The sequence below is a fragment of the Scopulibacillus darangshiensis genome (assembly GCF_004341035.1).
Lineage (GTDB): Bacteria > Bacillota > Bacilli > Bacillales > Sporolactobacillaceae > Scopulibacillus > Scopulibacillus darangshiensis.
The window spans coordinates 69556-84713 of the sequence record NZ_SLXK01000011.1 but is presented as its reverse complement, the minus strand read 5'-3'; the positions used below and the strand labels follow the sequence as shown (position 1 = coordinate 84713).

General features: G+C 41.1%; 16 protein-coding genes. 10 read left to right on the top strand and 6 right to left on the bottom strand.

The features are described 5' to 3' along the window. Window positions 1-60 precede the first annotated feature (60 nt). The 8 genes from EV207_RS09595 (at window position 61) to EV207_RS09560 (ending at window position 10044) form a co-directional block, all read left to right on the top strand. A complete protein-coding gene (locus EV207_RS09595; protein WP_132745944.1) occupies window positions 61-960 on the top strand; it encodes an ABC transporter ATP-binding protein in 900 nt (299 codons plus the stop codon). Next, entirely contained in the window at window positions 953-2215 is a 1263-nt protein-coding gene (locus tag EV207_RS09590; RefSeq protein ID WP_132745943.1) for an ABC transporter permease, read from the top strand. Before EV207_RS09595 ends, EV207_RS09590 begins: the two co-directional genes overlap by 8 nt. A gap of 134 nt (window positions 2216-2349) precedes the next feature. After that, window positions 2350-3591, top strand: a complete 1242-nt coding sequence (locus tag EV207_RS09585; protein WP_132745942.1) for a metallophosphoesterase family protein — start codon at window positions 2350-2352, stop codon at window positions 3589-3591. A gap of 1 nt (window position 3592) precedes the next feature. Next, a complete protein-coding gene (locus EV207_RS09580) occupies window positions 3593-6553 on the top strand; it encodes an ATP-binding protein (protein ID WP_165886893.1) in 2961 nt (986 codons plus the stop codon). Between the two features lie 98 nt (window positions 6554-6651). Further along, the gene (locus tag EV207_RS09575) at window positions 6652-7329 is read left to right on the top strand and encodes a response regulator transcription factor (protein WP_132745940.1); all 678 of its coding nucleotides are present in this window, start codon (window positions 6652-6654) and stop codon (window positions 7327-7329) included. Further along, on the top strand, window positions 7329-8684 hold the full coding sequence (locus EV207_RS09570; protein ID WP_132745939.1) for a HAMP domain-containing sensor histidine kinase: 1356 nt from the start codon (window positions 7329-7331) through the stop codon (window positions 8682-8684). Before EV207_RS09575 ends, EV207_RS09570 begins: the two co-directional genes overlap by 1 nt. Window positions 8685-8705: 21 nt before the next feature. After that, a complete protein-coding gene (gene yhaM, locus EV207_RS09565; protein ID WP_132745938.1) occupies window positions 8706-9662 on the top strand; it encodes a 3'-5' exoribonuclease YhaM in 957 nt (318 codons plus the stop codon). Window positions 9663-9759: 97 nt separating this feature from the next. Then, entirely contained in the window at window positions 9760-10044 is a 285-nt protein-coding gene (locus EV207_RS09560) for a sporulation YhaL family protein (protein WP_132745937.1), read from the top strand. A 226-nt stretch (window positions 10045-10270) separates the two neighbouring features. Here EV207_RS09560 and EV207_RS09555 read toward each other — a convergent pair whose 3' ends face one another. Together EV207_RS09555 and EV207_RS09550 are read right to left on the bottom strand one after the other, a co-directional pair. Continuing rightward, window positions 10271-11236, bottom strand: coding sequence for a peptidylprolyl isomerase (locus EV207_RS09555; RefSeq protein WP_132745936.1), 966 nt, complete (start codon window positions 11234-11236; stop codon window positions 10271-10273). A 280-nt stretch (window positions 11237-11516) separates the two neighbouring features. Continuing rightward, window positions 11517-11699, bottom strand: a complete 183-nt coding sequence (locus EV207_RS09550; protein WP_132745935.1) for a hypothetical protein — start codon at window positions 11697-11699, stop codon at window positions 11517-11519. Between the two features lie 94 nt (window positions 11700-11793). Here EV207_RS09550 and EV207_RS09545 point away from each other — a divergent pair, with 94 nt between their 5' ends. Beyond that, window positions 11794-12372, top strand: coding sequence for a YpmS family protein (locus tag EV207_RS09545; protein ID WP_132745934.1), 579 nt, complete (start codon window positions 11794-11796; stop codon window positions 12370-12372). 39 nt (window positions 12373-12411) lie between these two features. Here EV207_RS09545 and EV207_RS09540 read toward each other — a convergent pair whose 3' ends face one another. After that, on the bottom strand, window positions 12412-12957 hold the full coding sequence (locus EV207_RS09540; protein ID WP_132745933.1) for a DUF3267 domain-containing protein: 546 nt from the start codon (window positions 12955-12957) through the stop codon (window positions 12412-12414). Between the two features lie 299 nt (window positions 12958-13256). Next, window positions 13257-13625, bottom strand: a complete 369-nt coding sequence (locus EV207_RS09535; protein WP_132745932.1) for a YtxH domain-containing protein — start codon at window positions 13623-13625, stop codon at window positions 13257-13259. A gap of 128 nt (window positions 13626-13753) precedes the next feature. Here EV207_RS09535 and EV207_RS09530 point away from each other — a divergent pair, with 128 nt between their 5' ends. Then, window positions 13754-13951: a hypothetical protein gene (locus EV207_RS09530; RefSeq protein WP_132745931.1), complete on the top strand. Its 198-nt coding sequence runs from the start codon at window positions 13754-13756 to the stop codon at window positions 13949-13951. 24 nt (window positions 13952-13975) lie between these two features. Here EV207_RS09530 and EV207_RS09525 read toward each other — a convergent pair whose 3' ends face one another. Beyond that, a complete protein-coding gene (locus EV207_RS09525) occupies window positions 13976-14518 on the bottom strand; it encodes a tryptophan transporter (protein WP_132745930.1) in 543 nt (180 codons plus the stop codon). A 121-nt stretch (window positions 14519-14639) separates the two neighbouring features. Next, window positions 14640-15071, bottom strand: a complete 432-nt coding sequence (locus EV207_RS09520) for an HIT family protein (protein ID WP_132745929.1) — start codon at window positions 15069-15071, stop codon at window positions 14640-14642. Between the last annotated feature and the right edge of the window lie 87 nt (window positions 15072-15158).

The following is a 15158-nucleotide window of genomic DNA, read 5'->3' as shown; positions in this document are numbered from 1 at the left end:
GGGAATTTATTAACAATATGGAAATTGAATGGAAAAAAGCCTGAAAGAGGGAACGCGATCATGATGTTATCAATCAATGATGTTGTCAAACGTTTTGGTAATTATACTGCCGTCGATCACCTTACACTTGAAATACCGGAAAAGCAAATGTTTGGCTTTTTGGGAGTAAATGGTGCCGGGAAGACGACAACCTTCCGCATGATATTAGATCTGCTGAAACCGACATCAGGGGAAATCCTTTGGCAGGGCAGGAAGATCAGCTATAAAGACAGTCATATGATTGGTTACCTGCCGGAGGAGCGCGGACTATACCCGAAGCTTAAGGTAAGCGATCAGCTTGTCTATTTAGGTAAATTGCGCGGTATGGCGAAGAGTGATGCAAAAAAGGAACTAAAAGGTTGGCTGGATAGGTTCGGTGTCTCGGAGTATTATGATAAAAGAATCGAGGAATTGTCAAAAGGAAACCAGCAAAAAATCCAATTCATCGCGGCGGTCATTCATAAGCCTAAACTGCTGATTTTGGATGAACCATTCTCGGGTCTTGATCCCGTTAACGTAGAAGTGTTAAAACGTGCGGTAATTGAATTAAAGGATCAAGGTGTTTCGATCCTGTTTTCCAGCCACAGGATGGATCATGTTGAGGAGCTTTGCGAGCATCTTTGCATTATGGACCGGGGCAAACCGCTTCTGACCGGCTCTCTAAAAGGTGTGAAAGGCGCTTATAGACGAAAAACGGTGTTCGTAAACGGTGATTTTAATACTGCGGATTTGGTAGCGCTGCCAGGCGTTTTGGGGTGCCGAAAGGATAATCGCGGTGCTTATCTTAAGATTGAGAACGAGGCGGTGTCGCAGGAGATCTTTCAAGAGCTTGCCAAGAAAGGATTTGTCAGAAGTTTTGCGATCGAAGAACCATCATTAAATGATATTTTTATTGATAAGGTGGGCCGGGCAAATGAATAAATTTTGGATTATATTAACTCATACATATTTATCGAAATTAAAATCGAAATCTTTCATTGTCACCACATCAATTATGGTCGTCCTCTTGATTGGGGCAACCAATATCAATAACATTATTAATTACTTTAATAAAGATCAGCATGACAAAATAGCTGTAATTGATAAAACAGGCCATATTTATAAACCATTAGCCGCTCAAATGAAAAAGACTGCTGCTGATATAAAGTTGGTAGCCTTTAATAAAGGGGCCAACCAAGCCGAAGATAAAGTTGAAAACGGTACTTTTACGGGATATATGATCATAAAAGAAAACGATAAGGGCGTGCCAAGCGCTAATTATTATGCAATGAAAATTACAGATGAAAACACAAGCGGCCAGGTTAAGCAGGCCCTCCAGCAAATCAAAGTCATGAAGGCAACGCAAAATCTCGGTTTAGACCCCAGTAAGGTAGCTGAGGTTTATTCGCCTGTTGATTTTAATAAAACGGCACTCGATAAATCGGCTAAGAATGAAAAAGAATTAACACAAGCAAGGGTGATCGTCTATGTCCTTGTACTGCTTATTTATATGACAGTACTCATGTATGGATCGATGATTGCGACGGAAATCGCGACAGAAAAGTCCTCAAGGGTTATGGAGTTGATCGTATCAAGTGTATCGCCCGTCAAGCATATGCTTGGAAAAGTCCTGGCTATCGGCCTGCTTGGGCTGACACAATACTTAGTCTTCATCCTTGTCGGCTACAGTTCGGTGAAGGCTGGGCAGTCTCAGACCGCAAATGGCACATTTAACATAACGAATTATCTTGACATTAATAATCTCCCGACCGAGACGATCATCTTTGCAGTTGTCTTCTTTTTCTTAGGTTATTTTTTCTATGCCACACTGCTCGCAATGATCGGCTCCCTTGTCAGCCGGGTGGAGGATGTCGGGCAGGCGATATCACCAATTACGATGCTTGTCATGGCTACTTTTTTTATTGCTATGTATGGGTTGTTTTCCAATCCAGAATCACCATTCATTACCGTTATGTCGTTTATCCCGTTTTTCACACCAATCATTATGTTTTTGCGAATCGGTATGCTCTCTATACCCCTTTGGGAAATTGGCATTAGTGTAGTCATTATGCTGGCTTCGATCATTCTGTTAATTTCAATTGGAACAAGGATATATAAAGGCGGCGTTCTTACTTACAACTCGGGATCGATGATTAAATTGCTGAAAGGCGCTCTTAAAGTTACGAAAGAATCATAAAAATAAAATGCTAAGAAGGCACCTAAAGATGTTATCCTTGGGTGTCTTTTCTCTTTATTAAAAATGGAACATACGATCGCCATGCAAGATTGGATATGCTAGAATGGTAGTAACGAGAAAGTGAGGCGAATAGCGTGGCAATAAGGTTTATCCATACGGCTGATTGGCATTTGGATCGTCCTTTTAAGGGAGTGAGCCATCTGCCTGAGGTGATCCGCGGCCGGGTAAGGGAAAGCACATTTACAGCCCTTAATAATCTGGTGAATAGGGCGATTGTTGAAAAAGTTGATTTCATCGTTATTGCCGGTGACATTTTTGATCAAAGCCATCGCAGCCTTAAGGCACAGCAGCGGTTTAATAAAGCTATGTCACAGCTTAATGAACATGGCATTGTTGTTTTTTTATCGCATGGCAATCACGACCATCTCGGAGATCAATGGAATCAGCTGAAGGCGGGGGACAATGTCTGTATCTTTGGACCGAAAATTGAGATGATGCCTTATCAGAAACCGAACGGTGAACGGGTTCACCTCTATGGTTTTAGCTATCCGCAAAGACACGTTATGGAAGATCAAACACAGTTTTACAAAAAAATTGAAGGAGCAGATTTTCATATTGCCCTTTTACATGGTTCAGTACAAGGAGACACCGAGCACGATACATACGCCCCTTTTTCCGTTCAGTCATTGGCTGCAAAGGACTTTGATTATTGGGCGCTTGGCCATATACATAAACGGCAACGGCTTTCAGAGAATCCCGATGTATGGTATTCCGGCAACATCCAAGGCCTCACTATTAAAGAAACCGGTGAAAAAGGGGTTCTCCTTGTCGAATTGGATGACTCAGGCTCATCAGCAGAGTTTATACCGACAGCTGATATCCTGTGGCATGATGAAACTGTAGATATTTCCGCATGCCAAACAATCGATGACCTCCTGGATAAAATTGATGAACAAAAAGAATCATTACGGAGCCAGGCTAAAGGCATATTTCTTAGAATTGAATTAATAGGAAATGGCCCTCTTCATCATACCTTACAGAGCGGTACATTAATGGATGACATCCTCGATACAATACGGGACGGTGAAGACGACCGTGATTCTTTTGTGTGGGTTACCTTTTTAAAGGACGATACAGCGCCGGATTGGCATCGAGAGGACCTCTTGGCCGGTCCCCATTTCATAGGCGATTTACTGCGCCTTTCACAAGCGGAAGAACTGCCGGATATGAAGGAGTCCTTATCACAGCTGTTAGGACACAGAAGGGCTAAGCGATACGTTGAATCACCCAAGACAGATGATATATGTGACATTTATAAGGAAGCAGAGGCATTATTAATAGACGCCCTGTATGAAAAAAAAGGGACGGATAGGTGAAATGAAGATAACAAAGATGAGGATCAACCGATTTGGCCGCTTTTCCGATGCCGATTTTACATTGCCAGATCATCCATTCCTCATTATTTATGGACCCAATGAGGCAGGGAAATCTACTTTGAAAACCTTTATAAATCATATGTTGTTTGGGTTTCCTCAGAAAGGAAAGCTAGAACCCTACCTTGAGCGAAATGGTATTGATCCGGGCGGCTCACTGGTGCTTGATACCCAACAGTTTTCCAGCATTACTTTGGAGCGGCGGCTGGCAAACAAAAAAGAACCGCGGATTTATATGGCGAACGGTGAGATTAAGCCAATCTCTCATATACAGAAACTCTTCCACGGTATAGACAGATCTATTTTTGAAGCAATTTTTTGTTTTGATTTAGACGGGCTTCAGGGTTTGGAGAAAATTGGACCTGATGAATTGAACCATTTCTTATTCAGCGCAGGGATGATGGGCAGCACGAAGCTTTTTCAGCTAGAACAGTCATTGGATAAAAGGTTAGCCGAGTTATTTAAGCCTTCGGGACGCAGGCCCATTATAAATCAATTACTGGCTGAGTGTGATCAAAAACGCGAAGAAATGAAAAGTTGGGAGAAAAAGCTTGACCGCTATCATGACTTGCAGCATCTCATTCATGAGAATAGAAAGAAGCTGGCAACGCAACAGCGGCAGAAGAGGAATTTGGAGGAGCGGAACCAGCAGTTCGCCCAGTACATGGTACTTAAGCCGCTGATCATCGCTTTCCAAACAATTAACGATGAGTTAAAACAGTTAATACCGCAGCATACATTTCCGGAAAAAGGTCTTGAGCGCTTTGAAAAATGGCAGGCGCAAGCTATTCCTCTAGAAGGCGAAATAGCCGAGGCGGCCAGAAAGATTGAACAAATCGATCAAACGTTAACTCAGCAATCTTTTGATGAAAAATGGCTTGCAGAGGAACGGAATCTTGTCACACTAATTCAAAAGTCACGTGATATGGCTTATCTTAAAGAGGATCTTCAGGTATTAAATGAAAAATGTCATCAGGCACAGCAAAAGCTTAATGACATTCTTCAAAGGCTCGGAGGTGAATGGTCACCGGAAAAAGTCAGTCAGGCCATAACAGGTCTTGAAGTCAAGGACCACCTAAAATCCTTATTGTCTGAGAGGCAAAAGGTGACCAGTGAAAAGGGGCAGCATGAAGCTTCTGTTAATCAAAGTTTGTCCAGGCGTCGTGACAACGAAGAAAAAATTAAAAGATTAAAAAGCCGGCAGCTCAGTGATGAAAGGCGCAGGCAAATTGAAAGTAAGCTTGCACAAACGGGCGATGAAGAGGGTCTTATACGTGAAAAAGACTGGCTCGAGCAGCAGTTAGAAACTGTACGTATCCAGAAAAAACAGGCAGATAAATTGAAAAAAACAGGTCTGGTTATCGGCGTAGCAGGGACACTGTTGTCAATTTTCTTAGCATTAACAGTCTCGCTTTTCATCCAACCCATAAGCGGTTTGCTTTTAGGCGGGACGGGTTTGCTAATAAGCACCGTTTTCGTTGTCTTTATGCTTTCCTCGTCTGCAAAAACCGGACCATATCATAGCGAAGCCAAAACGGCCCAGCGCTTAAAGGATGTTGATGACCTTTTAAGTCAACCTAAGGAAGATTTAGCGGCACTCAAAGATAGTCTTGAGGAGGATCTTCAGGTTGTAACAACGCTCCATATGGAAGAAGAACGAATGAACGAGGAAAAAAGGCTTTACGAACAGGCCATTACAAAGCTTGATAAAGCCGTTCTTCATTTTGAAATGAATGAACAGGGTCTAGCCGAATGGCTCCGAGAAAATGGTTTTTTGCAAACAACAAGATACAATGTATTGGAAGATATTTATCAATTAGTTGAGGAGGGCAAAGCCGCCAGCCAATTAATTGAACAATACGGTGTACAGATTAAGGAGCGGGAACAACGGATCGGCACATTTGAAACAACAAAAAAGCAGCTTGCCCAAAGGCTTAACGTACCTGAACATGATATAGCAGCCTTGCAAAAAGAATTGGCGCTGCAAAAGGAAAAATACCAAACATATACACAGCGATTAAATCAAAAAAAATCATTAATAGAGCAAAAAGAAGCGCTTGAAGATAAGGTTGAACGCTTTTATAGGGAATGCAGAAAGATCATGGAAGTTTCCGGTGTGTCATCCGAGGAAGCCTTCCGCCAAGCAGCAGAGCGTGATAAAAGACGCAGAATGCTTTTGACGAAGCGCTCAGAGCTTAAATATCAGATGAGTCAAGCGGCATCAAGTGAGGAAGTGCTTGAGAGATGCTTTAGCTGGTTTGAGACAGGGGAGTGGACAGGCACATCGGAAGCGTCGCTTCGTGACGGGCGTGAAAAGATTGAGAGGACGATTACCGCCTTGAATCAACAATTGATTGATTGGCAGTCCGAACTAAGACATCTTGAAGAAAATCAAATGTATACCGAACTGCAATATGGATTTGAAGAGACTAAGGCATTATTAAATGAAAAAGCGAGACAGTGGACTGTCTATAAAGCTGCCCAAACGCTGCTTCACAAAGCCAAAGAAAATTACCGCCATGATAAGCTGCCAAAGGTGTTAAAACAGGCAAGTTCTTATTTCGCAAAAATAACCTCAGGTGCCTACCAATCAATTTATTTAACCGAAGACTTTGGATTTGCCGTGCAGCGTGAGGATGGGACCGGATTCCATGTCACTGAAATAAGCCGGGGAACGAAAGAACAGCTTTACCTGTCGCTCAGGCTCGCTCTTGCATCAATGTTCGAAACCAAAGATAAGTTTCCGATAATCATTGATGATAGTTTGGTTAATACCGATCCCAACCGCCACAAGCAAGTTATGACATTGCTTAATGATGTTGCCAAAAAACATCAAGTTATCCTTTTCACTTGTCATAAAGACCGGTACAAAGGACACCCCTCAGAAGCATGGGTGACATTATAAGCAGGGAGCGGTGCAATTTTCACACCCTGCCTGTCATGGTATAATTTAAGCGGTAGGAAATAAGACTTTAGTGAAAAGAAAAAGAGGGTGTGATCTTAGTGAGTGACATCACATTTCATATTAATCTTGTTGAAGACGAGGAAAAGCTTGCTTCTGTACTAAAGGCTTATCTTCAAAAAGAAGGCTGGGAAGTTTCAGTTTTTCACACGGCAGAAGACGCTTTAAAATACCTTCATAATGGTGTGCATCTATGGATTTTAGACATTATGCTGCCTGGCATGTCGGGTTATGACCTGATAAAAAAAATCAAGGAAAATCATTCTGAGCAGCCTGTCATATTTATCTCCGCAAGGGATCAGGATTTGGATAAAATTGTTGGTCTGGAAATGGGCAGTGATGATTATTTAACCAAACCCTTTTTGCCCAAGGAACTTGTTATCCGGGCCAAAAAGCTGCTTCACCGTGTCTATGGGCAAGGCCTCCGCTCCCACATTATTACGGTCTCCCAGTATCAAGTGGACATTAACCGCAGAAGGGTCACCGATGATGAAGATCAGCCGATAGAATTGACATCCAAAGAATTTGATGTCTTGCTTTATCTCATTGAAAATGTGAATGTTGCCAAATCACGGCAAGAAATACTCGAGGCTGTGTGGGGCGAAGACTATGTCGGCAGTGACCGGGCGGTTGATGATGTGATTCGCCGGATCAGAAAAAAACTTGAGCGATTGTCACTTGAAACAGTCTATGGCGCGGGTTACAGGATCGTATCATAATGATAAAATTGACGCTAACTCAGAGAATCTGGTTATCCTTTATAATCCTTATTATTATCGTCGGTGTTATTGTTGGATTAGTTTACCCTATTTCACTTCAGAGAGCACTGAGGGACGAAACCTTTACGATCATTCGGCAAGAGCAGCAAAATGTCCTTCAACAGGCTGATAATTTTTCACTGCCTGACTCAGATACCAGTTTTATTGACAGCCGCCAAGCCGAAAGGTTAGTTAATAATTTTCTTATTGTTAATGGTTACGGCCTGCCTGAAGGTGACCCTGTTCCAAAAAAGGTTCTGGGCCGGATGGCAAAGCATGCGAATGAACAAAAAGGTGAGCTTGGTCAATATAATCTGGATTATAAAGGGAAGACACTCTTTTATGTGGTCCGCAAGCTTGATGCTAAGCCTAACACAGCTTTTCTCATATCCTATATGTGGGACACCTACAGAAACACAATGATGAAAAGGCTTTGGGCAAGGCTAATCTATGTTTTGGTTCTGGCAGCTATATTAGGACTTGCTATTGCTGCGTGGATGGCTCATTATCTAAAAAGGCCTTTGGATGTATTGGGGTCGCGTTTCGAAGAAATCTCTCGAATGAACTGGAAAAAGCCGTTTGAATGGAAGAGCGGGGATGAATTTGAGAGATTATCGGCTCAATTTGAAAAAATGAGGCGCAATTTACTGCAATATGATGAATCCCAGCAGCAATTTCTCCAGCAAGCTTCACATGAATTGAAGACGCCGATCATGGTCATTCAGAGCTATGCACAGTCAGCAAAGGACGGCATATACCCCCAGGGAGGGCTTGATGATACGATGGATGTCATCATTGAAGAAGCTGAACAAATGGAGAATCGTGTTAAAAAATTATTGTATTTTACTAGGGTTGCGTCGTTAAAAGATGAAAGGCCCAATCTCACCAAAGTTCAGTTTGGCGAAATTGCTGAAAAAATGAAGGACAGGCTTGCCTATCAACGGCCGGGGATAGCCATCGATATCAAAGGTGAGAATACCGAAATGATTGTTGATCGGGAACAATGGCAAATTGTTCTCGAAAATTTGATTGAGAATGCCCTCCGTTATGCGGAATCAAATATCTGGTTAATTGCACGGGATGATAAGGGAAGTTCACAAATGATTGTGAAAAATGACGGCAGTCACATCGAAGAATCTGAAATAGAGACGTTATTTCAGCCGTTTAATAAAGGGGAAAAAGGGCAGTTTGGATTGGGCTTGGCCATTGTCCAGCGCATCGTTGATAAGCATCACGGAACAATTAAGGTAAAAAACGATGAGGACGGTGTTGCCTTTATCATACGTCTCCCCAGGCATTTTTCAGAAGAAAGATAATAGAAGAGGAGGAATCGAAAAATGAAGGGAATTGCGCATTACAATGAAGGGGAACAGGTGAATCACTATCTTTTGGTGAAATCTTCGTCTAAGGGTCTTACAAGCGGTGGCAAACCATTTCTTACTTTGATACTGCAGGACCAAACGGGTGACATCGAGGGAAAGCTGTGGGATTCATCACCGCAAGACGAACATGATTTTATTCCTGACACCATGGTTAAGGTTGAAGGGGATATCACGACTTTCCGAGGCAAAAATCAATTACGGATCAAAGGGATCCGGCTTGTGACCTCCAATGATCAGGTCAAGAAGGCGGATTTGGTCATGTCGGCTCCATTATCCGTTAATACGATGCTTGATAAGGTGACACAATATATATTTGAAATCAAAAACCCAGCGATTCAGAGGATAACAAGAGCACTTTTAAAAAAACATCAAGATGCTTTTTTTGAATTTCCCGCAGCTGTAAGAAACCATCATGAATATGTTTCAGGACTTGCCTATCACGTCGTGTCCATGTTGAACTTGGCTAAAGGAGTTGCAGGCTTATATCCCTCACTTGATACCGATCTCTTATACGCCGGCATCATCCTTCATGATATGGGAAAGGTGACGGAACTTTCTGGTGCGACGGCAGCCAGCTATACACTGGAAGGAAAGCTGCTCGGTCATATATCGATTATGGTAAATGAGATTGCCGAGACAGCTAAAGAAATTGGTGTAGATGGCGAAGAGGTTGTGATTCTTCAGCACATGGTACTGAGCCATCACTCCAAACCTGAATGGGGAAGCCCAAAACCGCCGCTTGTGAAGGAAGCAGAAATTTTGCATATGTTGGATAATCTTGATGCAAAAATGAACATGATGGACCGGGCATTGGAAAAGGCAAAACCGGGTGACTTTACGGAACGGCTTTTTGCACTTGATAATCGAACGCTCTACCGACCGCAGTTTGAAAGCAAATTGCCAGTCGAATAACATTTAATCACTCGAAATAATAAATTTCGTTGACATATTATTGCAACCTCCATCATACATTCTTTGTAAATAAGGCTTGTATATGGAGGGTTTTTACTTGAAAAATACTAAGAGGTCACTCATTATTATTGCGCTCATCATGTTTGTCTTTATACTTCAGCAATTACATCTCTTGTCAGGCATCATTAGTCATTTGGAAAGTTTGCCTTGGTGGATGTATCTTGTTTTCTTGGGAATCCTAATTAGCGCTTATCAATTTTTGACCCTCTCCAAAGAGGACAAGGAAGTCGATCAGCAGTGGATTGAAGAACAAGGTGAAGTCTTCATAAAAAGGATGAGGGAAGAGAAAAAGAGGAGACACCCTAATAATAACGAAGCCTAAAAACAGGTGCGCTCACGATGAGTGCACCTGTTTTTTCTTTAGTTAATCAGAAAGTATAACTTTCTGACGCACATAAGGGCAACTAAGCCTCTGGCTACGCCTATTAAAGGCTTGCCAATCGGCAAGTTTTCTTTAGTTAATCAGAAAGTATAACTTTCTGACGCACATAAGGGCAACTAAGCCTCTAGCTACGCCTATTAAAGGCTTGCCAATCGGCAAGTTTTCTTTATGATTGTGACTTTTCTTGGTCTTGCTTGCTATCTTTATTTTTGTCTTCATTTTTGCTCGTTTGATCCGACTTATCTTTGTTTTTGTCCTGATCTTTAGAGTCAGTTTGTGTCGGTTGAGTCGGAGCGGATGGCTGTTTGAACAAATCCTTGAATTGGTCGTCTTTAACTTTAACATCGCCTTTCTTCACGAGGTTCTGAAGAACTTCTTGTGCAGGCTTAGCTTTTTGTTCAAGGACAGCATGTTTGATTTCAGACTTTAATTGGTCATAAGTATCCTTTTTGCCGGTTACCTTTATGATATGGTAGCCGTATTGGGATTTAACAGGGTCGCTGATCTGGCCTTTTTTGAGTTCGAAGGCTTTTTTCTCAAAGTCTTTAACCATTTCGCCTTTATGGAACCAGCCAAGGTCTCCGCCTTTGTCTTTACTTGGGTCAGTTGAATACTTTTTGGCAAGCTTGGCAAAGTCTTCGCCATTTTTCAGTTTCTTTTCGATTTCGTCAGCCGTTTTCTTATCCTTGACAAGAATGTGGCTTGCTTTGACTTCTTTCAGCTTGTCCTTATTTTTGTCCCAGTAATCCTTCATTTCTTTCTCTGACACCTTAACACCGTCTGTTTGAGCTTTAAATAGCAAAAGCTGCTGCTTGACGTTTTTGCGGAAATCTTTTTCAGAAAGCTTGCTTTGCTTTAGAGCATTCTTAAATGCAGTATCATTTGGAAATTGGCTTTTAACTTCGTCAACTTTCTTGTCGACGTCTTTTTTAGATACTTTATATTTATCATTTAACAGCTTTTCGTAAACCATTTCTTGTAATACTTGATCACCGTATCGTGTTTTAAGTTCCTTATAGAATTCATCCTGAGAGACGTCTCCGCCCTTTGTTTTTACAACTGCGCTGTTACCGCATGCGGCTAGGCTGGATAGACCTAATAAAACAGCTAGAACAACAACTAATTTCTTCATGAATGTCACTCCTAGTCAAAGTTTATTAAGGAACAATGATCTTAATATAGCACATTTTACCTGACATTAGACAACTCTGTTGAGAAAATGTGAAAAATCACATGTTTTCCTAACCCTGTATTTATCAGGTATAATTTCTGAGAAATCATCTTCAGTTCTTTAGCTTAACCGGTAAAACAATTGATTATTATGTATTTTGCACTCGACGGTCGTTAACATCTTTCGAAACGGCCATCCCTATTTAGGGGTCCCTCGCGAATAATAGGGAATTAGGCCAATGCTATATTTGTGTCCAGATGTTCAGATAGCCGGAAAGCAGCAAAATAGTGAGCAGAATATTAATGGTTTGGAAAACTTTTGGCTGACGCTCTTCGGGAATATTTTTCTTAATACAAAGAGCATCTGTTAAACTATTAAATATAAATAAAGCAAACACTGCAAAAATAATAAAGGTAATTAACATGATACTGGTACCTCCAAGAAGGGTGGGTTTAATCGCATATAATAAGATTATCAAAAGTTTATATAAAATGATAGTGTAATACAATAGAGGTGATATGGTGAAAAACAAATGGAAAACAGCATTTTTTACATTGATAATTATTATATTAATCGTTGTCATCGCAATCATTGGAACATTTATTGGTCTGGTCGGCTCCCCATCTACATCGCCAAATGTAAAGAATGATGCACCGCACGTTGACTCCCCGATATTTATGGTCCAGGCAAGCAAACGGCATTTAAGTGATATGGTGAATAACGAACTGCAGAAGCACCAAAGCGGTACACTGACATATAATGTGGACTTTGATAAAGATGTCACATTATATGGTTATCTAGGTCTCTTGGGCTTAGATATCCCGTTTAATATGTCATTTTCTCCCGTCGTTAAAAATGGCGATATTATTTTAAAGGAAAAGTCGGTGCACTTGGGCAGAATCAGTCTTCCGGAAGAAGAGGTTTTAAAGTTTATTAAAAAAGGAACAGAGCTCCCGGATTGGGTGATTATTCAACCGGACAAAAAGCAAATTTATGTTAATTTAACAAAGATGAAGCTGAAAGACCGTTTTTACTTGAAAGCGAAAAAAATTAACCTTAGTGAAAACGATATTGAATTTAATGTCTATCAAAAATAAAAGCATTCAAGCGCTTGCTTGAATGCTTTTATTTAATATTTACAGTGTTTGTTTTATAAGGATCCGGCAGTCGTCACGGTCATCTTCAATATAGGCATGTGTTGGTGCCTTTGCCAGATGGGTAAGGTAAACAAAGTCCTTCATGCTTATGCCGAAGTTCAAAGCGCCTGCGAACGAAAGATAGTACAGCATGGATGGAAATTGTGAGGCCGCAACAAAAATCACTGCAGTTATGACCACGCCGGGAAAAACCGACATAATGATTGCCAGGCGTTTCGATGTTGTTCCTGGTATATTTGTATAAATTATTGGAATCGGTTTGTTAGACCGTTCTATGGACAGTGAAGCGCGTTTACCAACAAGCCATAGCGGTATACAATGGCAAATTTTATGCAATGGCCACACAATAAAAAGCATCATAATTAAAATGATAAGATTCATTGGCGAAAACGCAATCTCATGGTGATTGTTTACAAATAGCAAAGAGAAAATAATCAAGAAAAAAATCGTCCCCATAAGCGAGATAAGGGATAGCCGAATCGATCCATATTGTTTGGAAATGTTAAATGATTTCCAGCAGTTCATAACCTCACCCCATATAAAAAAATCATTGATTAAAAGATTAATTTAAAATATCCTCAATTAATGTACTGCGAATGCAAAAGAAAATCAACCCTTTTTTTAAACAGTTTCCCGAATAAAAAAAACTCGCCGATTGGCGAGCCTTTGGCGAAGACAGAGGCGTAGTGCGACGCACAGGACGTGCCAGTGTCCTTATGTGCGTCAGAAAGGCTACTGCTTGCTACACTTCTTTGCTGCCTTGCGACAAAACGAAGTGGAGGAGCATAACTATACTTTCTAGTTAACCAAAAAAAAACCGCCTTCTATTTAGAAGACGGTTCGTTGGTATTTGCCTCAAGTCTCTCTTTCGTTTTCTCCAATTCATTAACATCTTGCTTGATTTGTTTAATGTGCGGTTGGATTTCCTTTTGGAACGTTTTGACTAATTCCGCGACGTCGCTAACCGTCGATTTTATAGCCGGAACGCCGTCGTTTTTAATGGTTTTAATCTGCTGCCTAAGCCCGCCAAAAGACGATTTAAAGTCTTTTAGGGGCTCTTTTGCGTCATCGGCCTTAGTTTTAAGATCGCTGCGCATCTCTGATCCCGATTTTGGTGTGGAGAGGAGAACTGCAACGCTTCCAATCACACCGCCGATTGCCGCACCAACTGCATAAGATTTTAATTTTCCCATCTTTTTCACCTCTTCATAAATTATGTACTTAAATGCTTTTCCCTATTTCTCTAGTTAATAAAATACCTTTTTCCTTAACATTATTATAATACAGGTTGCATATCTTAGCATTATAGGAGGCGAAGAAGATGGTCGTCCTGCTCATTATTATACTTTTTATTGTGGGTGTGCTTTGCCTTTTGTATATGTTAAGTCAGCTTGGCACCCAAAGGCGCTTTGCTTTTAAAAATAAAAAAATGATGAAAAGCCAACAAATGACCATATTAATCGGTGTTGTGGGAATTATTTTGATTGTTGTGTCATGGTTTGTCATCCAGGGAAATTAAAAAAGAAACGCGGCTGGGATAGTCCTAGCCGCGCTTTGCTGTTGGTGTTGTTGAAGCAAGTCGTGATTGATCTGTGATTTTAAGAACAATCGGGAAGATAATCAATACAAAAATGGTGTTAAGTGCCGCAGCTGGCAGCACAACGGTGTCAAACAAAGCGATAAAGCTTGCTTTTGCCGGCAATGCGCCAAGAACTGTCATTGCCGATAAAAAAATCGTGCCGCTGATTAGCGTTCCGGCCGCAGCTAAAATAACAGCTGTAAGTGTTCGGTTTAAAAGATGTCTTAATGCAGCGAACAACAGAAAAATAACAGCTGATGTAATTAATTTATCAATGATATTAGGGAGAAATCCTCCGGGAATTGTCGTTGTGAGCCCTGAAAGAATCCCTGCAGCCAATCCCAAAATAACAATATTGCCCTTATCCGCAAACAAAAAGATGCAAACAAACATCATTGAGAGCAGCATATCGGGTTTCATTCCAAAAAAGAAACCGGGAATGACAGCGTGCAGGATTGTACCGATCCCTAGAAATAGTGCCATTAAAACAAGCTTTTGTACTTTCATACTCAACTCTCCTCATCTCAGGCTTTAGTCTTAACCTCCAATAATGCCCTGTGGCTTATTGCGAGGGTTGCTACTAATATACTATTTTTGGCGCCATTAAGCAATGCACATGGATCCTAATTTAGGATAACTTATTGGAAATTTGATGGGCGATGTTTTCTCTATCCTCATTGGAATAGTCGCTTTCATGTGAATGCCATACAGCGCCAAAGCCATCACCCTTACCGTAACGCGGGAGAATATGGATGTGGTAATGGAAAACGGATTGGCCTGCAAATTCCCCATTATTGTTAAGGAGATTTAAACCGATTGGATCAAAGGCATCTCTGACGGCTGTTGCAATCCTTGGAACAGCGCGAAAGAGATTCGCTGCGGTATCGGGTGTGAGATCGTAGATGTCTTTAGTGTGTTCCTTCGGTATGACCAATGTATGACCTTTCGTGTTTTGGCTGATATCGAGGAAGGCATACACATCTTCATTTTCATACACCTTCGCACTCGGAATCTCACCACTAATAATTTTACAAAAGATACAATTCGGATCGTGAGCCAATGTTATCACCTTTCCTTTCTTTATTTTAGTATAAAGAGAATTTATGCCGCACTCAAGGTTAGATGTCTTAGGAAAACTTTGATAAAC